16 protein-coding genes are annotated in these 21,155 nt (G+C 63.5%); 4 read left to right on the top strand and 12 right to left on the bottom strand.

What is annotated here, in order from left to right:
• Nucleotides 1–49: 49 nt before the first annotated feature.
• From ACTJLB_RS24850 to ACTJLB_RS24825, 6 genes are all read right to left on the bottom strand, one after another.
• A complete protein-coding gene (locus tag ACTJLB_RS24850) occupies nucleotides 50–982 on the bottom strand; it encodes a glycosyltransferase family 2 protein (protein WP_027804294.1) in 933 nt (310 codons plus the stop codon).
• A 57-nt stretch (nucleotides 983–1,039) separates the two neighbouring features.
• Nucleotides 1,040–3,238 (bottom strand): polysaccharide biosynthesis tyrosine autokinase, encoded by a 2,199-nt coding sequence (locus ACTJLB_RS24845; RefSeq protein WP_020065956.1) that lies wholly within the window; start codon nucleotides 3,236–3,238, stop codon nucleotides 1,040–1,042.
• 206 nt (nucleotides 3,239–3,444) lie between these two features.
• Nucleotides 3,445–4,716 carry a polysaccharide biosynthesis/export family protein gene (locus ACTJLB_RS24840; protein WP_440784785.1) on the bottom strand — a complete coding sequence of 424 codons (1,272 nt, stop codon included), beginning with the start codon at nucleotides 4,714–4,716 and terminating at the stop codon, nucleotides 3,445–3,447.
• The gene (locus ACTJLB_RS24835; protein ID WP_087754706.1) at nucleotides 4,710–5,165 is read right to left on the bottom strand and encodes an arsenate reductase/protein-tyrosine-phosphatase family protein; all 456 of its coding nucleotides are present in this window, start codon (nucleotides 5,163–5,165) and stop codon (nucleotides 4,710–4,712) included. The genes ACTJLB_RS24840 and ACTJLB_RS24835 overlap by 7 nt, the downstream gene beginning before the upstream one ends.
• 56 nt (nucleotides 5,166–5,221) lie before the next feature.
• Nucleotides 5,222–6,670: a UDP-glucose dehydrogenase family protein gene (locus tag ACTJLB_RS24830; protein ID WP_440784784.1), complete on the bottom strand. Its 1,449-nt coding sequence runs from the start codon at nucleotides 6,668–6,670 to the stop codon at nucleotides 5,222–5,224.
• Nucleotides 6,671–6,699: 29 nt separating this feature from the next.
• Nucleotides 6,700–8,097 (bottom strand): undecaprenyl-phosphate glucose phosphotransferase, encoded by a 1,398-nt coding sequence (locus ACTJLB_RS24825; protein WP_408163806.1) that lies wholly within the window; start codon nucleotides 8,095–8,097, stop codon nucleotides 6,700–6,702.
• A 669-nt stretch (nucleotides 8,098–8,766) separates the two neighbouring features.
• On the opposite strand from ACTJLB_RS24825, the gene ACTJLB_RS24820 reads away from it, so the two are divergent.
• Nucleotides 8,767–10,356 carry a mannose-1-phosphate guanylyltransferase/mannose-6-phosphate isomerase gene (locus tag ACTJLB_RS24820; protein WP_440784783.1) on the top strand — a complete coding sequence of 530 codons (1,590 nt, stop codon included), beginning with the start codon at nucleotides 8,767–8,769 and terminating at the stop codon, nucleotides 10,354–10,356.
• 107 nt (nucleotides 10,357–10,463) lie between these two features.
• Here ACTJLB_RS24820 and ACTJLB_RS24815 read toward each other — a convergent pair whose 3' ends face one another.
• Entirely contained in the window at nucleotides 10,464–11,858 is a 1,395-nt protein-coding gene (locus tag ACTJLB_RS24815; RefSeq protein WP_440784782.1) for a transposase, read from the bottom strand.
• A 572-nt stretch (nucleotides 11,859–12,430) separates the two neighbouring features.
• Complete coding sequence (locus ACTJLB_RS24810) at nucleotides 12,431–12,727, bottom strand: YciI-like protein (protein WP_020065949.1); 297 nt, start codon at nucleotides 12,725–12,727, stop codon at nucleotides 12,431–12,433.
• Nucleotides 12,728–13,169: 442 nt separating this feature from the next.
• Between ACTJLB_RS24810 and ACTJLB_RS24805 the strand changes: the two genes are divergently transcribed.
• From ACTJLB_RS24805 to ACTJLB_RS24795, 3 genes are all read left to right on the top strand, one after another.
• A complete protein-coding gene (locus ACTJLB_RS24805; protein WP_020065947.1) occupies nucleotides 13,170–13,463 on the top strand; it encodes a PsiF family protein in 294 nt (97 codons plus the stop codon).
• 222 nt (nucleotides 13,464–13,685) lie between these two features.
• A complete protein-coding gene (locus ACTJLB_RS24800) occupies nucleotides 13,686–14,138 on the top strand; it encodes a membrane protein (protein WP_020065946.1) in 453 nt (150 codons plus the stop codon).
• A gap of 370 nt (nucleotides 14,139–14,508) precedes the next feature.
• Complete coding sequence (locus tag ACTJLB_RS24795; protein WP_027804292.1) at nucleotides 14,509–15,096, top strand: BPSL1445 family SYLF domain-containing lipoprotein; 588 nt, start codon at nucleotides 14,509–14,511, stop codon at nucleotides 15,094–15,096.
• A 340-nt stretch (nucleotides 15,097–15,436) separates the two neighbouring features.
• Here ACTJLB_RS24795 and ACTJLB_RS24790 read toward each other — a convergent pair whose 3' ends face one another.
• The 4 genes from ACTJLB_RS24790 to ACTJLB_RS24775 all read right to left on the bottom strand — a co-directional run bounded on the left by ACTJLB_RS24790 (nucleotide 15,437) and on the right by ACTJLB_RS24775 (nucleotide 20,920).
• The gene (locus ACTJLB_RS24790) at nucleotides 15,437–16,504 is read right to left on the bottom strand and encodes a glycosyltransferase family 4 protein (RefSeq protein WP_020065944.1); all 1,068 of its coding nucleotides are present in this window, start codon (nucleotides 16,502–16,504) and stop codon (nucleotides 15,437–15,439) included.
• A 292-nt stretch (nucleotides 16,505–16,796) separates the two neighbouring features.
• The gene (locus tag ACTJLB_RS24785; RefSeq protein ID WP_440784781.1) at nucleotides 16,797–17,960 is read right to left on the bottom strand and encodes an AAA family ATPase; all 1,164 of its coding nucleotides are present in this window, start codon (nucleotides 17,958–17,960) and stop codon (nucleotides 16,797–16,799) included.
• Between the two features lie 100 nt (nucleotides 17,961–18,060).
• On the bottom strand, nucleotides 18,061–19,473 hold the full coding sequence (otsA, locus tag ACTJLB_RS24780; protein ID WP_020065942.1) for an alpha,alpha-trehalose-phosphate synthase (UDP-forming): 1,413 nt from the start codon (nucleotides 19,471–19,473) through the stop codon (nucleotides 18,061–18,063).
• A gap of 211 nt (nucleotides 19,474–19,684) precedes the next feature.
• Nucleotides 19,685–20,920, bottom strand: a complete 1,236-nt coding sequence (locus ACTJLB_RS24775; RefSeq protein WP_087754714.1) for a mechanosensitive ion channel family protein — start codon at nucleotides 20,918–20,920, stop codon at nucleotides 19,685–19,687.
• Between the last annotated feature and the right edge of the window lie 235 nt (nucleotides 20,921–21,155).

Raw genomic sequence — 21,155 nt, 5'->3', positions numbered from 1 at the left:
CGTGTGAGGCGCTGCGTGCTGCTCGCGCCCGTTGCATTGGCCGCCCCGCTCAGGCGGTGCGCGACAGCGCGCGCCGGGCTTCGTGCGCGCCGGTTCGCACCGCGCGCCAGCGCGAGAGCTTCAGGCGCGCCTGTTTCGACACGAGCGCGAGCGCCGCATGCGTGAGACCCGGATAGACGCGTGTGCCGACGAGCGTCCACCACCACCACGCGGTCTCGCGGCGCAACGGCGGCAACTGGTCGCGCAGGATCAGATGGAAATTGAACGCGGCATTGCGCAACGCGGCCATGGTTTGCGCATCGCGGCGGTCGTCGTCGAAACGTTCGGCGGGGAAATGATCGACCGCGACGCGCGGGTCGTACATCAGCTTCCAGCCGGCGTTCTTTACCGCGAGGCTGAACGCCATGTCGTTGTGAACCTGCGCGCCCGCGCCGCGCAGCCGTGCGTCGAAGCGGATGTTGCGCACCGCGTCGCGCCGATAGCTCATGTTGGCGCCCTTCAGAATGTCGACTTCGCGCGCGCTGCCCACGCCGAGGTGATGGTTGCCGATGATCTTGCCGTGCGCCGTGACCTTGCCGACCAATGGCCGCTCGCCGTCCAGCACGCGGCCTTTTTCGTGCACCCAGTCGCGCCCGCCGAGCGCGCCGAGCCGGGCGTCGCTTTCGAATGCGGCTGCAATGCGCTGCACCCAGTCGGGATGAGGCGCGGCGTCGTCGTCGGTAATCGCGATCACATCGCCGTTGGCCGCGTCGAGTCCGCGATTGAGCGCCGCGACCTGGCCGGGTGCTTCGACGAGCGCGACTGAGACCGGCAGCATGCCGGTGACCGCCGGATCGCGCAGACACATATGGGTCGCCTCGTCGTCGGCGCGCGCCACCACCACGACTTCATCGGGCGCGCGCGACTGCCGTTGCAGCGCCGCGAGGCAGCGCGCGAGGTCGGCCGGGCGGCGGTAAGTCGGAACCAGTACCGTCACTTTCATTGCGATGTCCTTGTTGCGATGTCCTGTGTGATTCATCGTCGGTGTACTCCTGCCCGATCAGGTGCTCAGATATTCCTGGACCGCCGCATAGCTGCGGTCGTAGCCGCCGCGAGCCCGCGCCGGCATGCCGTTGAAGATGCCGCCCTGCACGTGCACGCCCGCTGCCCGCAGACGCTTCAACGCGTCGGTAATCTCGCCCTCGCTGTGCATGCCCGAACGCATCACGAAGAAGGTCGAACCGGCATACGCGCCAATGATCGACGCGTCGGTCACCGCGAGCACCGGCGGCGTGTCGACCAGGATCACGTCGTAGCGTTTCGCGAGACCGTCGAGGTATTGCGGCAGACGCGGCGACATCAGCAGCTCGGACGGATTGGGCGGACGGCGCCCGCACGAAATGAAGCTCAGGTTCTCGATCTCCGACGCACGGATCGCCTCCTCCAGCGAGATCTGGCCGCTCAGCAGCTCCGACAGCCCGTTGTCCTGCGTGCCGCCCAGGAAGCGTTCGAGGACGCCGCGGCGCATGTCGCCGTCGATCATCAGCACGCGCTTGCCCGAATGCGCGAGCAGCACCGCCAGGTTGACCGTGAGGAAGCTCTTGCCGACGCCGGCCATCGGGCCCGTGAGCATGACGATGCGGTTCTTCGCGTCCATCATCGTGAATTGCATCGACGTGCGCAGGCTGCGCAAGCTCTCGACCGTGACGTCCTTCGGCCGCGCGTTGGCGAGCACCGAGCGCAGGCGCTCGCCGCCGCGCTGAAAGCCGTTTTCGAGCAGCGTCTGCTCGGCGCTCATCGGTACGAGCCCGAACACCGGCAGATGGAATGCGCGCTCGATGTGCTCCGGGTCGTCGATGCCCTTGAACATATTGCGGCGCAGGAACACGAAGCCGGTGCCCGCGATCAGCCCGAGGATCGTCGCCGCCGACAGGATCAGCGCCTTCTTCGGCTTGACCGGCGCGCCGGGGCGCAGCGCGGCGTCGACGATATGCACGTTGCCGCCCGTGCCGGCCTTCTGCACCGAAAGCTCCTGCACGCGATTGAGCAGCAGCACGTAGATGTCTTCCGCCACTTTCGCGTCGCGCTGCAACTGCACGGCTTTCACTTCGGTAGCCGGCAGATCGCGAAAGCGGTCAGCGTATTTCGCGCGCTGCGCCTGCAACTCGGCCATTTGCTCGCGCGCCGCCTTGAGCATCGGATGGTCGTCGCCGTAGCGCTCGATGAGCTGCGCCATCTGCAGACGCAAGCCCGCGATCTGCTGCTCGTACTGCACGCTGCCTTCGAGATACACCTTCGCTTCTTCGCTCGCATTGATCGAGCCGGACTGGCGCTGATACGCGGTCAACGCGGCTTCGGCGCGCTCCAGGTCCGACTTCAGGCGCGGCTCCTCGCTCTTCAGGAAGTCGAGCATCTTGCTCGCGTCGGCCTGCTTGTTGGAAACATGCTGGCGCACATATGACTGCGCGAGCGCATTGGCGACGAGCGCGGCATGCTCGGGGTTCTTGTCCTCCAGCGAAATCTGGATCACGCCGGTTTGCTTGCCCTGCTCCTGCACGCTGATTGCGGACTGGAACGCGCTGATCGCGTCGAGATCGTTCGCGCGGACCACGGTGAATTCCTCGCCCGGACGCGCGACCAGCTTGTTCACCAGCATGGTCACGCCGCCGCCCTGCGCCTGCTGCCCGACTTGTCCGCGCAGCAAGAGCGCGCCGTTTTCCGCATGCAGTTCATAACGGTCACCGCCGAGCGCCTTCATGGTGAGCTTCTGACCTTCGAGTGCGGGCAGCACGTCGATCGAATCGATGTCGGCCACTTCACCGCCCCACGCATACGACGACAGGCCGAGCCATGGCCGCGCCGGCTGGCCCGGCGTCGCCATGCGGGCGGCAATGCTGCCGAGAAGCGGCAGCGTCTTCGGCGTGACGCTGAAGTTCAGCTTCATCTGCTCGACCACAGGACCGACGACGCCGCGGCTCTTGATGATCTCGATCTCGGCGTCTGTCGGCAGCGAGGTCGAGCCGCTCGTGATCGCGGCGCCGGTCTGCGTCTGCGTGAGCGCCTGCGACGTGTTGTCGGCCTGCTCGACGCGCACGTGCGCATCGGCCGAATAGATCGGCTTGGCGAGCACACAGTACGCACCGGCAATCGCGACGACCGCCGCGGCGATTGCGATCAGCCACCAGATGTCGTCGAGGATCACTTGCACCAGTTGCCCGAGAACGACGTCCTCTTCTTCGGTCCTGAGCGGCCCGGTCATGTGTGGAGAGATTTGATTGCTCACGATTCGATCCCGTATCGGTTGCTTCTGCGGTTGCTGTCGCGGTTGCTTTTGCGGTTGCTTGCGTGCATCTGCTTCGGCGTTGGCTTATCTGTTGTTTCGCGGGTGCTAGCTGCCTTTGCCCCAGTCCCGCGCCGCAGCCACCGGACGATGGCGCGGCGCGGGACCCCTGGCGACTCACGCGCCTAGCGTGTGAGCTGCTTCAGGTAGAACAGCGTCTGCACGCTCGGCAACACCTGCTGCAACACACGGTTGAACGTGGTCGATGCGGCGGTGCCCACATAAACGACGTCCATCGGCTGCAACTGGAACTGCGCGGACAGCATGATCGCGTCGGGCTGCGTCATATCGAGGCGGTACACGTCCGGTGTGGTCGGATGCTCGCGCATGCCTCGCATCACGAAGATCTGGCGCGGATTGGCGTCCGTGTCGAGAATGCCGCCCGCTTGCGTGAGCGCGTCGGCAATCGTCAGACGGCCCTTGAGCATCGGCAACTGGATCGGCGTCTTCACCTCGCCCATCACGAAGATGCGGCTGTTGCTGCGGTCCGGCACGTTGATCACGTCGCCGTTTTGCAGCATCACGTTCTGCGTGGTGTCGCCCGCATCCAGCATGCGGTTCGCGTCGAGCACATAGAGCTTGTTGTTGCGCGTGAGGCGCACGCGCTGGATATCGGCGTCGGCAGTCGTGCCGCCCGAGCGCGTCAGCGCATCGACCAGCGTGAGCGGCACGTCGCTCACCGCGAGCGGGCCCGGCGTCTTCACCTCGCCCGTGACCTGCACTTTCTGGCCGCGGTACGACAGCACGCGCACGTCGACCTGTGGATTGCGGATATAGCGCACGAGTCCGGTCGCGAGCTGATCGCGCAGTTCGCCGATGGTTTTGCCCGCAGCCCGGATGCGGCCGACGAACGGGAAATAGATGGTGCCGTCGGCGGCGATGGTCTGGCCGTACGGATCGGCCTGGCCCGGCAGCGCGGCCGTGTACGGCTGCTGCAACGCGCCGGCGATGGTCTGCGTGCTGGTGCCGCCCGCCGACAGCGTGCTGCCCTGCGGCGTGGTCAGTTCAGGGTGATCCCACACGGTGATGCCGAGAATGTCCTGCGGCGAAAGCCGGTAGACGTATTGCGACGGATCGCTGAAGGTCGACGTGGGCAGCGGGCGCGGCGGCATGCTGGCTTCGGCCTGCGCTTGCGCGGCGACGACGCTCGCGTCGATCACATGGACCGGATAGGTTTCCGCGGGCTGGCTCTCGTGCTGGCCGTCGTCTTTCAGACGCGACGTGTCGAGATAGTTGCCCGGTGCGGTGGCGCAGGCCGACAGAAAGGACGTCAGCAGCAGCGTGGCGGCGAACCTGGCTCTGAGGTTCGCTCTGAGGTTCGCTTTGAAGTTAGCGTTGCGGTTCGCGAATGCGCGTGTAGCGTGTGCAGCTTGTGTAGCGTGTGTTTTCATCAGCATATTTTTTTCAGCCATCCCATGACCAGGTGTTCGATGAGCACGAGACTCTCCCTGTAAGCGGATTCCTCGCCGCCGTGCGGATCGGCGACATCGGGCATGTCTTCCCACTTGCCGAGTGGGAAGACCTTGCCGCGCGAAGCCGGATCGAGGGCTTCGACTTCGCTCGCCTGCGCGCGCTCGCTCACGAGCACGAGGTCGGCGGACCGCACGAGCTGCCGGTCAAGACGACGCGAATAATGCGCGTCGGACGCAACGCCGCGCTCGGCGAGCAGCCGCCGCATGACCGGGTCCATGCCGTGACCGTTCATCGCCCGCACGCCCGCCGAATGAAACGCGATCGCCCCCGCCGACGCATGCGAGCGCGCGGCCTGGCGTGCCTTGAACAGCATTTCGGCGGCGGGCGAACGGCACACGTTGGCGTGACAGACGATCAGAACATTGGCGAACATGGCGGGGCTCCGTGAAGATGCGCGGCGATGCAGCAGCGAGCGGGATGCAAGCCGGCCTAGTGGCCCGCCTCCGCTGCCGCGAGCGCGTCCGCCGGCGTGAGCGGCAGGCCGTTTGCGCCGACTCTCGCGGGCGCATTGCGCAACGCATGCTGACGGCCGATTGCGTGATACTCGATGCCGAGTTCGAGTAGCGTGTCCGGTTCATACAGGTTGCGGCCGTCGAAAATAAGCGGCGTCTTCAGGATCGTTTTCAGCGCGTCGAAGTCCGGGCTCTTGAAGACCTTCCACTCGGTGAGGATCACGAGCGCATCGGCGCCGTCGGCAGCTTCCATCTCTTCGTTGGCGAAATGAAGGCGTGCGTGCTGCTGGGGCACGTCCTTCAGATCCAGCGCGAATACGCGCTTCGATTCGTCAATTGCGACCGGGTCATACGCTTTCACGCGCGCGCCGCGGCGCAGCAGTTCGGCGATCAGCGGACGGCTGGGCGCTTCGCGCATGTCGTCGGTATTGGGCTTGAACGCGAGACCCCACACGGCGAACGTGCGGTCCGACAGGTCCTCGCCGAGGCGCGCGACGATCTTCTGCGCAAGCACCTTCTTCTGCGTATCGTTGACGGCTTCCACCGCTTCGAGAATGCGCAGGTTGGCGTTGTGGTCGGCGGCCGTGCGGATCAACGCCTGCACGTCTTTCGGAAAGCAGGAGCCGCCGTAGCCGCAGCCCGCATACAGGAAGTCGTAGCCGATGCGCGGGTCGGAGCCAATGCCGCGACGCACGGCCTCGATATCGGCGCCCACACGATCGGCCAGATTCGCGAGTTCGTTCATGTACGAGATCCGCGTGGCGAGCATCGCGTTCGCCGCGTATTTCGTGAATTCCGCCGAGCGCACGTCCATGTAGAGCGTGCGTTCGCGGTTGCGGTTGAACGGCGCATAGAGGCGCTTCATCAGTTCGCGCGCCTTCTCGCCGGGCACGTCCTCATCGCAACCCAGCACGATGCGGTCGGGCCGCGTGAAGTCTTCGACCGCCGCGCCTTCCTTCAGAAACTCGGGGTTCGATACGACCGAGAACATGTGGCTCAGTCCACGCGTCTCGAGCTCTTGCGCGATCGCTTCGCGCACGCGCGACGCCGTGCCGACCGGCACCGTCGACTTGTCGACGATCACCTTGAAGCCGGTCATATGGCGGCCGATATTGCGCGCGGCGGCGAGTACGTATTGCAGATCGGCGGAGCCGTCTTCGTCGGACGGCGTGCCGACCGAGATGAACTGGATGTCGCCGTGCGCGACCGCCGCTTCGACATCGGTCGAGAACGTGAGGCGGCCCGCCTTGCGATTGCGCGCGATGATCTCCTGCAGACCCGGTTCATGGATCGGCACGCCGCCGTTGTTGAGCACGTCGATCTTGCGCTGATCGACGTCGAGACAGAAGACGTCGTGGCCGATGTCGGCCAGACATGCGCCCGTTACGAGGCCTACGTAGCCACTACCGATGATCGTCAGGTTCATGTATTACCTCGCAGGAAATTGGAGTTGGTTCAATATGCGTTGTTGCCGACAAAGCCCTTCCACAGCGTCAGCACGACGATCTTGATGTCGAGCCAGAAGGTCCAGTGCTGCATGTAGTAGAGATCGAGCTTGACGCGGCCCATCATCTTTTCGATGCGGTCGGTTTCGCCGCGATAGCCGTTGATCTGTGCCCAGCCGGTGATGCCCGGCTTGATCCGGTAGCGGTGCATGTAACCCTTCACCAGATCCTTGTAGATGTCGTCGTGTTCGAGCGCGTGCGGACGCGGCCCGACCACCGACATCTCGCCGCGCAGCACGTTGATGAACTGCGGCAGTTCGTCGAGGCTCGTGCGGCGCAGGAACGCACCCACCGCGGTGATACGCGGATCGCGTCGCGTCGCCTGAGTGATCCTGCCGGCCTCTTCCTTGTGCACTTTCATCGAACGGAATTTGTAAATCTCGAACTCATGTCCGTCGATGCCCTTACGCTTCTGGCGGAAGAAGACGGGGCCCGGCGAACTGAGCTTGACCATCGCCGCGATCACGAGCATCACCGGAGCGAGCGCGGTCAAGGCGGCGAGCGCAAAGAGCCGGTCGAAGATGCGCTTGGGCAGCACGCGCAAATCGGTGATCGGCGACGCCGCCAGGTTGATCGCCGGCACGCCGAGCAACTCGACCATCGGCTGATTGAAAAGAGTCAGGCTGCGCACATCGGGAATGAAGCGGATATTCACGAAGTCGTTGCGCAGATCCATCACGAAGCGATGGATCTCCTTTTCCTTCGAGATCGGCAGTGCGAGCCACAACTCGCGAATCGCGCGCTGCCGGACGAGTTCGATCATGCGCTGGTAGTCCCGCTCTACGGGCACGCCTTCGATCGCGTCGGACGTATCCGGGTCTTCGTACGGGTTCACGGTGGCGTCTTCGTCGAACACGACGACGGGGCTAAAGCCCGCGTCCGGACGGCCGCGCATCTGCTGGATCAGGAAGCGCCCATACGGCGCGCCGCCCACGATCGCCACCGCGCGCTGGTTGAAACCTTCGCGGCGCAGTCCGCGCAGAATCGAATAGACGATTACCTTCGTGACGATCAGCAGCACGATGGTGGCGACCGCCCAATACACGAGCCACAGCCGCGACAGACTGTCCGCGCGATGCAGCGTGAAGCTGATGAGCACGCCGGTGACTTCCACCATCGCCCAGCCTCCCGCGACGCGGCACAGCAGGTCGTATAGCGGCTTGCCGCGCCATGACTGGTAGATGCCGAGCGCCGGAAAGAACACCACGACGAGCAGGACGTCGAAGGCAAGCGACACGCTTTGCATATCGTCCAGCCACACCACTTTCCCGTTGTGCACGGCCGCCGCGATCGCGGCGCCGAGCGCAACCATCGCGATGTCGATGATTCTCGATAGAACGCTCAGCATGTGCTGCCCCTCAGTTCGTCAGTCAAGTGCCATCCCGTCGGTTAGTCGGCTGGTGGGTTCGAAAGGGTTCGAAATACGCGGCCTGGTCATTCCCGCAAGAGCACGCCCAACGCCGGTCATCGCGTTGGCGAAAAATTGCCCGACGCGAAACCAGTTGAAGCGGTGCTAATTGCAATTCCGTTTCCCGCATAGCTAAACCGGATACGCGGCCGCAGCGAAAAACGTGTCTCGGAATGAGTGAATGTCCTTCTGCAGGTATAGATAAAGCGTTATTAAAATTCGCTCCGCAAGGCGGCAAAAATCTCAAAATGTATCGGTCGAAATTCCTGCATTTTTGGTGCAATTTATTCGGAACTTTTTACCGGAAAAGATGCGTTATCACGGTGTTTTGAGCCGCCCGCGCGCCTGTTTTGGCGTTCCGCAGCCGCAGTTTTTCTTCGTGCCCTGCCGGCTCGATAGATTGGTCCTGCTCATCCGTCGGCGTTAAAAAAATAGGTCGTCAGTTTTTTGCGCTTAATTTTTATTTTTGCAACCGTGGCGGTGACATTCTTTGTTCACGAGACGTCGAATTTATAGCCTCGTTTATATAGTTTTCATTTAACGCGCTTTTATTGATTTCGTCCTTCGTGATAAAACTCGATGCATTCACCAGCCCCCGAGGAGTCCATCATGACAGCTCCGGTTACGGCCACGTCCGCCGACACCCGGTCCACGCAAGCGACGTCCACGCACGTCAAACTGAAGGTCCATCCCGTGATTCTGGCGGGCGGCTCCGGCACGAGGTTGTGGCCGATGTCGCGCGAACAGCACCCGAAACAGTTGATCGGCCTGCTCGGCGATGATTCGCTGCTGCAATCCACCACGCGCCGTCTCGACGGCCTTGAGGCCGGTTATCCGCTGACCGGCCAACTCGTCGTGGTGGCCAACGAGGAACAGCGCTTCACGACCGCCGAGCAGTTGCGCACGAGCGGCAAACCAAGCAGGCTGATACTCGAACCCGTGGGCCGCGATACTGCACCTGCATTGACCGTGGCCGCGCTTTCAATCGCCGCGCAGGACGAGGACGGCATCATGGTCGTGATGCCCGCGGATCATGCGGTAACCGACCTCGACGGATTTCATGCAGCGGTCGCCGCAGGCGTGCAGTATGCAGCGGCGGGCAATATCGTCACGATGGGCATCGTGCCGACGCGCGCCGAAACGGGCTATGGTTATATCCGCATCGGCGCGCCTGTCGCTACGCCTGGCAATCCTGATGAAACGCGGGCAGACAATGCCGCGCAAGGTGTCGCATGGGATGCCGCCGACGCAAACGCTCCGATCGCCGCGCACAAGCTCGACCGCTTTGTCGAAAAGCCGCATCTCGAACTTGCGCAGCGCTACGTCGAATCGCGTGAATACTGGTGGAACAGTGGCATTTTCATCATGCGCGCGTCAACCTGGCTGAAGGCGATCCGCCACTTTCAGCCCGCCATTTTCGAAGCGTGCGACGCGGCTTATGCGGGCGGCAAATCAGATGGCGATTTCTTCCGGCTGCAGCGCGATGCGTTCAGCGCGTCGCCGTCCAACTCGATCGACTATGCAGTGATGGAGCAACTCGGCAACGATCAGACCGCAGCCGCGGGCGTGGTCATGCCTTTGCAGGCCGGCTGGTCGGACGTGGGTTCGTGGGACGCGATCTGGGACATCTCCGAGAAAGACGCCGAGCAGAATGTCGGCCGCGGGCGCGTGATGTTCGAAGGCGCATCTTCCACGTTCGCCCATTCGGAAGGACGCCTGATTGCCTGCGTGGGCACGCAGGATCTGGTCGTAGTCGAAACGGCCGACGCCATTCTCGTCGCGGATAAATCGCGTGTGCAGGACGTCAAGAAGATCGTGGCGCGTATTCGCAGCGAGGGCGGCCTCGAAGCGGCCAACCATCGCAAGGTGCATCGCCCGTGGGGCAACTACGATTCCGTCGACTCCGGCGAGCGCTTCCAGGTCAAGCGTATCGTCGTGAAGCCGGGCGCTCGCCTCTCGCTGCAAATGCATCATCACCGCGCCGAACATTGGATTGTCGTGCGCGGCACCGCGCTCGTCACGCGAGGTGAAGAGCGCTTTATCGTCTCCGAAAACGAATCGGCTTATATCCCGCTAGGTGTCACGCACCGTCTTGAGAATCCCGGCAAGATGCCGCTCGAAATGATCGAGGTGCAATCCGGTTCGTATCTCGGCGAAGACGATATCGTGCGCTTCGACGACACATACGGACGCCAGTAAAGTACTGAATCACGTACGCGAAGTCACTTGCAGGCACAGCCTTGAATCACAGCGAATGAAGCGGAAACCTGCGGCGGTTGCTCCGACAGCCGCGGGGTACTGCGTGCTCATCCCGCGTGGGAGATGAGTTCTGTGTATGACGGATAACGCTCTGCTGCTTCGCGTTCGGTGACTACATGTGCTGCCGCGTCGGCAGCATTCACCGCATTCACCGCGTTTGCAATATTCGCCGGGACTGACGTAGTCACGGCGGACGGTTCGCTCGCATAACGCCGCAGCGGTCCGCGAAACGCATTCAGAGGACCATGCAACGGCGCGCCATGATGCGCGGCGACCGGCTCCGGCACATGACGCAGCCCGGGCAACGGACGCGCCGGCGCCCCGGCATACGGCGCATGAGTGGCCGGTCCATTCGGCGCATAACCTGGCTTGTGCGTTTGCATTGTCGTTGCATGCTGTTGCGGCGCGCGGGCCTGGGGCGCGGCTTGCGCTGCGGCCAGCGTGCGGCACTCGCGATCGACCCACTGCGCCGCCCACTCGAACGCATACTGCTCGGCGGCCTGGGGATCGGCGAAACGCGGACCGACGAGACCGGAACGCTCGACGCGCCTGCCGTCCATCATGATCTCCGCCCATGCGCGATACATATCGTTAGGCACACGCTCGGCGGCAACGTAGATCAGGTAGCCATGCCGCTCGGCAACTTGCCGGCCCCGCGGTGCGAGACTTGCCGGCAGCGGGCTGCGCTGCAACGCCGCTGCGGGCATTTTTCGCGCCGACGCGATTGCCGAATCCAAACCCTGCATGGCGGCGCCGACTGCACCGGCTTCGCCTATCGCGCCGAGGTCCACGCGCAGCGCAGGGCGCGGCGCATAGGCGACCGAAGGCGTCGGAAAGGCCGGCGCGCGCCCTACTGCCGGCGGTAAATAAGGCGTGTGCGGTGCGGACTGTTCGGTTGGCGCGACATTGTCGATACCCGCCAGCTGACGTGTGATGTCCGCAAACGGATCGGCGCAACGCCAGTCGCGCGCGTGAGACGGAAGCGCCGCGTGCAGCGCATTCGCGCCGTTGCGGCTCGTGCCGGGCGCCTGCCAGGACTCGGGGCTCTTCCACGTCACACCGCGCGGAGCGTCGTCGCGCGATCTCGAGGTTTCCGCGACCTGCGCGGCCGGCTTGCCTGCAGGCTTGGCGGCAACCAGCGGCGCAGGTTGAGGCACGTACGCGAACGTGCGTCCGGTCCTGGACAGGAGCCGAACCATCTCGAGCAGCGTGCCGTTCAACTGCCATTCTTCAAAGCGGCGTCGGCAAGTAGGACCCGACGGATACCGTCCCGGCAGCTTCGACCACGGCTCACCGGTGGTGAGGATCCACAACACTGCATTCGCCACGACACGTGGATCGGCACGAGGCCGCCCGCGTCGGTTCAGACGGACGGCCGGCTCATCTGAGACAAGCGCTGAGAGCAGCGCCCATTCGTCATTGCTTAGCTCATCGAAAAACATGGATTTTCTCCACGCAGCCTGGCCGGGCCGCGGCTTTGGGCTGACCACGGATTCAACTTTCACGATCCGTGTGTAGCCCTCGGTTGCACAAATATGTTTTGTACGTTCTGTCTGGTGATCAATACCGCCCTGTGTTAGTGCGGTTTGTCCCTATTGCGAAGCACAGAACGTGGTCTCACTCGTGCATGGGAGAATTGTGCACGAAGCATACCACCACCAGGGTTTGCGTGAATATCGTTGCGACAAGTGTTACGGATAGAAACAAACTTCTCTTGCGCATTCCGTCTTTTCACGTCAAGCCGTAACGGAAATGCTTGCTGCGATAGCACCGGTTTTTCTGTAGCGAGCCTGAGAATTCGAAAAAGCCGCGAATAAACTTATGCGATTTCGCAGTCACGACGGCACTCCAGATTTTTCGAAATTTTGACGTAGCCGGCTGCGTCGGTTGGTTGCGGGCGCATCGAGCTCAAGGTGCCGACGCTTGATGACATCGATGTGGCAAGAAAAGCTCTCGCGCCTCGTGGCAACAGCGCGGGCGAGGCACCTCGCCCGCGGGTTCGTCGGGCGTTCTTCTAGCGGACTGGAGTGGCTGCGCCCTCGCCGACCACGGTCGTCCACTCGCGCACGCGCCAGCGTTTCACAAGGCCCGCTTGCACGTACGGATCCGCCTTGGCAAAGGCCTCGGCGGCTGCGGGCGACTCGCCGGTGAAAAGCAGCACGGCGGTGTCCACGGGGTCGTTCAATGCGCCGGCAAGCAGCAGTTCGCCGCGCTCCGCCGCAGCCCACGCAAGTTTCAGATGCCGCTCGCGGTGCGCGCCGCGCTGTTCGAGATAGTCGGGCACAAGGTCATAGGTCAGCAGATAGTGCATCGCATGCTCCTCTGGTTTGCCTGACGCGACAGCATCGGCGCCCCATGCACACCGCCGCGGCAGAAAGATTTCGGAATTTCGGTCCGGATTTCCTTACCAATTGCTATTCGTGTGCAGGCGCAGCAAAAAGAACAATTCAGCGCGAATTTTTTTATTCCGCCACTCGCAGCGGGCAAGAGCCCGATTTACAGCCCGGCTGCATTCGTCAATTAATCTGCAATGCATAACATAATGGCCTGTCCGCAATTGAGCCTTCTGAATGCCGCGAATGCCGCAAGCGCCGCTACATCAGGGAAAACACGCGGGTGCGCATGTCAACGCAAACGCGGTTTTGGCCGTTGATGCAGACAGCATTTGCCATAATGGACCTGCCGAGGGCCGGATGCGTAGACGCCCGCGTGCATGAAGACCAAAAACGTTTCTACACCGATGGGAGTGTCACATGAAATTCCAATCCACAATCGCTGCATTGGTACTCGGCGCCGTCCTCGCTTCGCCCGCGTTTGCAGAGAACAGCCAGCAAACCAAGATGGCGGACTGTAACAAGCAGGCCGCCGACAAGAAAGGCGACGAGCGCAAGGCGTTCATGAAAACCTGCCTTTCCGCGAAGCCGGCCGCCGCACCGATGAGCCAGCAGGACAAGATGAAGGCGTGCAACGTGCAAGCCACCGGCAAGAAAGGCGACGAACGCAAAGCGTTCATGAAGAGCTGCCTGTCTTCCGCGCCGGCCAACTGAGTCCGGACATCGCCGGAAAGCGCCGCGTACCTCGCGGCGCTCGATCGTCGCATTATGCTGTCTGCGTTTTTCCGTCACCCGCTTTCCCCGCCCTTCTCCGTGCCGCCGCCCGAACGCGCCGTTTTTCTTCTATGATGGCTGCGGAGACGGCCCACCCCACACAATATCCATACGGGCCGCCATCTTGTCGTTGATGCCGGAAAGCATCGATTGGAGGCAAGGATGGTATCGAAGCATAAAAACCGCTGGTTGAGGCGGTGGCTGGTCGTCATCGTGTTTTGGGCCGTGCCCGTGGCGATCGTTGCAGTCAGCGAAATTCGCGAGGAGATGGCCTACAATGCCGTCGACCTCGAGCGCGCGCTGACCACCTGGAATTTCACCGACGCACAGCGCGCCGCCGGCGCCCCCGCCCGCTGCCACGGCAAGCCGGACGAGGCGCAAGCCGCCGGTTGCCCGGCCGACGTGCTGGCCGCCAACGCGCCGCGCCAGCAGGACGCCCGCAACGAATACAGCGTGCGCCGCTCTACCTTGATGGCTTACCTCTGGCATGCATTCGTCGGTTACTGGATCGTGCCGGCGCTCACGCTGCTTGCCGTGGGTGTGCTGATCGGCGGGGTGCGGCGCGCACTCAGGCGGCCGCCCACGGTCAAGAGCCAGGCAAACCACGGCGGATAGCGTGCGCCAAAGCCGCGAGTGTGCGGCGCCGGGACAACACTTTTCGTTCGATGGCGGCGCAAATTGCAGCGCATCCGAATCGGTAAAAATGGGCATCTGCTTAGGTTTCTGTGCGGCCGCCGGTCGTCAACCCACGAGCGAATCCGCGACGCCGTGACCCCGTTCGATCACGCTTTCTGCGCGGGGCGAGCCTCGTCGCGCGAGCCGGTCAGATTTACAGCGTGGCTCTTGCGATCTCCCGCAAAGCCCCGTCACATAAGGCTTTTCGCCTACGCGTGCGAGGGCGCCTTTTAGCGTGCCGTGTGATATAACTCAGAAGACAGCCGCGTAACTTCCGCGGCTGCGCCAAGGAACCATACGGAGAAAAACGATGCAAAGACGACACTTCATGTTGAAGACTACCGCTGCGCTCGCTTTCGGAGGCCTTGCACTTGCCGGTTGTACCACCAACACCGGCGGCCACGACACACCGTCCACCGACGCGTCCAAACGTCAGTCGATCGACGCCAGCGTCGACGGCACCTTGTCCCGCCTGTACACGACCGTGAAGGGTTCACACGAACTCGTCTCGAAGGCGCGCGGCGTGCTCGTGTTCCCGTCGGTGCTGCAGGCTGGCTTCATCGTCGGCGGGCAGTACGGCGAAGGCTCGCTGCGCGTGGGCGGCAGCACGGTGGGCTACTACAGCACGGTTTCCGGCTCGTTCGGCTTGCAGGCCGGCGCACAGTCGAAGGCCATCATCTTCCTGTTCATGACGCAGGACGCGCTCGACAAATTCCGCAATGCCGACGGCTGGTCGGTGGGCGGCGACGCTTCGGTCGCGCTCGTGAAGATGGGCGCGAACGGCGTAATCGACACCACCACCGCCACGGCGCCGGTGCAAGTATTCGTGCTGACCAATGCCGGGTTGATGGGCGATCTGTCGCTGCAGGGCACGAAGGTTTCGCGCCTGAAGATCTAAGGAATATGACGGCGGACCAGCGGCCTCGCATCACGTCGCATCGCGATAACCGCCCGTACGTATGCGGGTTGCGCGTGCTGTCCGCCTGATTCCCGCAACGGTGTCCGGGATGGACGCGAGGATTGCGCAGTGTGAGCCGCGCGATGTGTCGCAGTGCGCGGAAACTTGACGACAGGCCGGCTCCGTTCGCGGAGGCCGGCCTGTCCAACTTTTATGCGTTCAACTTAAGGTTCTGAAAACGTTGCGCGGGCAGTCGGCATGAGCTTTTGCAACGAGCAAGTGCACATGTCAATTCCGTGGCCAGACCTCCAGAACCGTCCGCATGAACCGCTCGCGGAAATCAACGACCCGAGCTATCCACTACCTTGAAGCGCGAGCGCTTTTGCGCGCGAATCACCGACTGATACGCGTCCACATATTGCTGCGCCATCCGGTGCGACGTGAAGCGCTCCTCGAAGCGTTGACGCACGCCGGCACGCGGCATCTTGTGCAGCCGGTTGACCGCCGCCACCGCGCCGATCTCGTCTTCGACGATAAAGCCGGTCAAGCCGTCTTCGAGCACCTCCGGCACCGAACCGCGATTGAACGCGACGACCGGCGTGCCGCAAGCCATTGCCTCGATCATGACGAGGCCGAACGGCTCCGGCCAATCAATCGGAAACAGCAGTGCATGTGCGCCTGACAAGAATTCGGCCTTCTGATGATCCGCGATCTCACCGATGAACTCGACGTGCGGCAAGTCCAGTAGCGGCCGGATATCGCGCTCGAAATATTCGCGATCCGCAGTGTCGACCTTTGCCGCGATGCGGATCTGCATGCCACAGCGCCCCGCGATGCGAATCGCCGTGTCGACGCGCTTTTCGGGCGAGATACGGCCGAGGAACGCGAGGTACTTCTGCTCGACCGGCTGCGGCGTATATAGCTTCTCCGGCAAGCCGTGATACACCGTGGTCAGCCAGCGCGCTTGCGGCAGCGGATGGCGCTGCGCATTGGAAATCGAAATGACCGGTGCAGTGTTGAACGTATCGAACACCGGCTGTTGTTCGGGCAGATCGAGCCGGCCGTGCATGGTCGTCACAAACGGCGTCTCCTGCCGCTTGAACACCGAGAACGAGTAGTAGTCGAGGTGAAAATGCAGGACATCGAACTCTTCGGCCTGGCGGCGCACGAGTTCCATGAGCAACATGTGCGGCGCCACGCGATCGCGGATGCCGGGATCGAGGCGCAGCGCGCGCGGCCACACGGCCTCCAGCTTCGCGCTCGTCACCGAGTCGCCACTTGCGAACAGCGTCACGTCATGGCCGAGCTCCACGAGCGCCTCGGTGATGTACGACACGACGCGCTCCGTGCCGCCGTACAGCTTCGGTGGCACCGATTCGGTCAAGGGGGCGATCTGCGCAATCTTCATAGTTGTCTCCGTGAACTGACGGCTTGCGGCGCTGGCTTGTGCATAGCCCGGCACGGCCTGGCGCTGCCCGGCCCGGCCAGGTTTATCCGGCGTCGATAGGCGCCGGGGTGGCAGGCAGGTCTTCCGTCTTTCGATTAATGGCGCTGAGGCCGGCGCGCGCGCCACAGGCATCGAAGCATTATTCCCTGGCAAGCGCTAAAAAGCGCCCGGTATTGCATTTTTTGGGCGCTGTTACATTCAGCTTACATCGCAAGGACCATCGAAATATGGGAGCCGCACGCACGCGTCGGCGTCAGCGCGACGGCCATTTCCACGCCGGTATGTCGCGCTCTTCGGCGTCGGCGAGACGCGTTGCACCGAAATGCTTCTCCAGCACGATCGACTCGCTCGCGTCTTCGCGTTCGAGTGACGCGATGAGCCGCGCCGCGTGCGACACGACAAGCACCTGTGAGTGCGCGGCCACCCCCGTGATCAGCCGTGCAAGCGCCGGCAACAGGTCCGGATGCAAACTCGTTTCGGGCTCGTTCAATACCAGTAGCGCGGGCGGACGCGGCGTCAACAGGGCGGCGACCAGCAATAGATAACGCAGGGTCCCGTCAGACAGTTCCGCACCTTTTAGCGGACGCAGCAAACCATGCTGCTGCATCAGCACTTCGAAGCGGCCGCCCTGTGTGGCGACGTCGAGCCGTGAGCCGGGAAACGCATCGTCGATGGCGGCGTCGAGTGCAGCGGGGTCGCCGATCTCGCGAATGGTCTGCAAAGCCGCAGCGAGATCCGCGCCGTCGTCGGAGAGCACCGGCGTGTGCGTGCCGATTTGCGGCATGCGCGCGGGCGCGTCGACATCCGTGCGGAAGTGGTCGTAGAAGCGCCACGAGCGGATCTGTTCGCGCACCACGATCATCTCCGGCGCGCAGCGCGGGTCGGCGAACTCCGTCATCATGCTGTCAAAGCTCGCGACGGGTTGCGGGACCGTTTGCCAGTCGCCGTTTTCATCGCGCGTGCGCAGCGCCGCTCCTTGTCGATCCACCAGCAACGCCGAGGGCCGCAGCACCGGCCCGCTCCAGATGCACTCGCGCTTGATGACGGGATCGAGCACGAACCTGCTGATACCCGGATGCGGCAAGCCGAGGTCGATCGCATAGCTGAACGTGTCGCCCGCGAAGCCGAGACGCAGACTGACCGGTGCGTTGCGGGTCGTGCCTTGAACCGCGAATTCGCCGCTCAGCATGCCCCGGGAAAAACGCTCCGGGCCGGCCCATAAGGTGGACGGCAAACCGCCTTCGCGCGCGAGCGATGTGATCACGCCGCCGCGCGCCGTTTCGGCAAGCAGACGCAGCGAACGATATACGCTCGACTTCCCGCTGCCGTTGGCACCCGTGATGACGTTGAGCCGCCCAAGCGGCACGATCAACTCGCGCAGCGACCGGTAACCGGCGATGGCGAGCGCGCTCAGCACGCGGCCATCCGTGCATAAGACACCCTGCAGGCTGCAGGCGCCAAGCGCCCTGGCGTGCCACGCCTGCACACGCGCACGACATTCCGTTTCGGACCGCTCACTACTTATGCCCGCCGCCCATGGCGGGCTTCTGCAGCGGCACGCTGCGCAGGTCGCGCAGGAAACTGTCGCGCCACACGCCAAGATCGTTCTTGCGCAGCGCCGCCATGTTGATCTCGTGACGCCGCTGACGCGCGTCGAGCGGCATTTGCAGCGCGCGCTGCAACGCCTCGCACATGCCTATTGCATCGTGCGGATTCACGAGCAGCGCGCCTGTCAGCTCGGCCGCGGCGCCCGCGAAAATGGACAGCACGAGTACGCCCGGATCGTCGGGATTCTGCGCGGCGACATATTCCTTCGCGACGAGATTCATGCCGTCGTGCAACGGCGTGACGAAGCCGATCTGCGACTCGCGGAACAGCGACATGAGTTTCCAGCGGTCGTATTGCTGGTTCAGATAGCGGATCGGCGTGTAGTCGAGACCAGAATAGCGCCCGTTGATGCGCCCTGCTTCGTACTCCAGATCCTGACGGATCTTCTGGTACGTAGCGACGTCCGAACGCGTGGGCGGCGCAATCTGCACCAGCGTGACGTTGCCGCGCCATTCGGGCGAACGTTCCAGTAGATGCTCGAATGCGCGAAAGCGCTCGACGAGCCCCTTCGAATAATCGAGCCGGTCGACGCTCATGATCAGCTTGCGGCCTTCGAGACTCTGCTTCAGGTCGAGCACGTGCTGACGGCTCTCGTAGCGCTTTGCCTGCTCGGCAATCTCGTCTGGAAACACGCCGATGCGGTAGACGCCCGTACGCAGTTTGCGGCCGAACGCTTCGACGAGACCGTCGCTCGACACCGAGCCGCGCGCGTGGCGAGTGACGTAATCGTGGAACGCTTCCTGATCGGTCGCCGTCTGGAAGCCCAGCAAGTCGTAGCACGACAGCGATTTCACCAGTTCCTCGTGCGGCGGAATGTTGAGCAGAATCTGCGGCGCGGGAAACGGAATGTGCAGGAAGAAGCCGATGCGGTTCGTGATGCCTTCGCTGCGCAGCGCTTCGGCAAACGGAATCAGGTGATAGTCGTGAATCCAGATCACGTCGTCTGGCTCGAGCAGCTTGATCAGCTTGTGCGCGAGCCACGCGTTGACGCGCCGGTAACCGGCATACTCCTCGCGCTCGTAGCGCGCGAGATCGTTGCGGTAGTGGAACACCGGCCACAGCGTCGCATTCGAGAAGCCGCGGTAGTACTGGTCGTAGTCCTTGCGCGTAAGACCCACCGTTGCGAAGGTGACCGCGCCGTCCTGTTCGAGCGTCGGCCCGGCGTTGGCGACGGTCTCGCTGACCACGTCGCCGCTCCAGCCGAACCACACGCCTCCGGCGTCCTTCAACGCGCCGAACACGCCGACGGCGAGGCCGCCAGCCGATCCTTTGGTTTCCGTCGGCGTTGCGACGCGATTCGACACGACGATCAGTCGGCCCATGTTGCTAGTCCTCCTTGTTGCGCGCGGCATCTGCCAGGGTGCAGCCGGCGCTCGTCACGCAGCGAGCGCCTCGACAAACTTTCGCATGGTGCACGCCATGCCGCGCCGAGTTTATGTGTGAGTGGACGGTTCGACCCTTCAGCGATCGATCGGTTGCATCGCCGTGGGCTCTGGTCCGCGTGGAAAAGCTTCACGCAGACACCTGTGGCCGCTAGGCCATTTCCTTGACCTTGTGCGACGGCGCTGCCGCGCCGGTCGCCTGAGCGGGCCGGCTCGCCACCGGGTCCGCCTCAGTATGCGCCGCCGTGCTGCCGGCAGGCGTGCGAGCGCCGCGCGGCACCCAGTCGAGCGGCTCGCCCTTGCCGTTTTCGAGTTCCGCCGACACTTCCGCACGCGCGCGCGGCAGATACTGCGGATAGTGCTTCTGGATGAAGTCGAGGAGCCCCTCGCGCACGCGGCAGCGCAAGTCCCAGTTGAGGCCCGAATCGAGCGAACTGACGAGCGCACGCAATTGCATCGAGCGTTCGGTGCCCTCGGTGACTTGCAGAACCTGCACGCGCCCGTCCCACTCAGGCGCCGCCGCGACAATGCGCGCAAGCTCCTCGCGCAGCGGCGCGAGCGGCATCCGGTAATCGACGTAGAGAAACACCGTGCCGATGATTTGCGAACTGCTGCGCGTCCAGTTCGAAAACGGATTTTCGATGAACCATTGCAGCGGCACGATGAGCCGCCGCTGGTCCCACAGGCGCACCGACACGTACGTGCCGGTAATTTCCTCGATGCGCCCCCATTCGCCCTGAATGACGACGACGTCGTCGAGCCGGATAGGTTGTGACAGCGCAATCTGCAAGCCGGCGATCAGATTACCGAGCACCGGCCGCGCGGCAATACCGGCAACCAGACCTGCCACGCCCGCCGATGCAAGAAGGCTCGCGCCGATCTGCCGGACATTCGGGAACGTCATCAAGGCGCCGCCCACGCCGACGATCACGATCACGAGCATCACGGAGCGGGCCAGCACTCTCGCCTGCGTATGGATGCGCCGCGCTTGCAGATTGTCGGCGGTGTCGAGCGGATGGGCCTGAATGATTGCCTCGCCGATGGCCGCCGCCGAGCGCACCGACAGCCAGGTCAACGCGCCGATCAGCGCGATCGCGGCGGCGTCGCGCAACGGCGATATGAACGTGAGCGTGTCGGGCGCCTCCCACCATACGGCTTCCAGCGCGAGAATGGTGAGCGCGAACAGCGAAGGCTTGTCGATATAGCGAAGCACGACACTGGTGAGCGGATAAGGCCGCGCGATTCGGGTCACGATACGTGCGCCCACGCGGTGCATGCCGATGCCGATCAGCACGACGACCACCGAGATCATGAATGCGCCCAGCCACGTATGCAGCGGCGCTTCGGCGATACGGTCAAGGTGGTTGAGTTCGTCTAGAAAAGGCATGAAGGACAACCTCCTTTTCGATTGGATGGGGACAGGCCGGCGGCCATGAAACGCGGCGACGGCGCAATGTGACACGCGCCGCGGGACGAACCCGCCGGACGCGCTCGTGAAAAGCACTGAAAAACACCGTAAAGCGCCTTCGAGGCGGACGCGCTAATCGAAAATGCGCTCCGCTTGTCGAGCCGGACGCGCATGTGAAGCGTGGCGTCCGACTCGTGGGAGAACGTGTGCGTCG

It is taken from the genome of Paraburkholderia sp. 22098 (genome assembly GCF_052045935.1).
Classification (GTDB): Bacteria; Pseudomonadota; Gammaproteobacteria; order Burkholderiales; family Burkholderiaceae; genus Paraburkholderia; species Paraburkholderia caledonica.
Note: the sequence above shows the minus strand (reverse complement) of the source record. Positions and strands in the feature narration are given on the sequence as shown.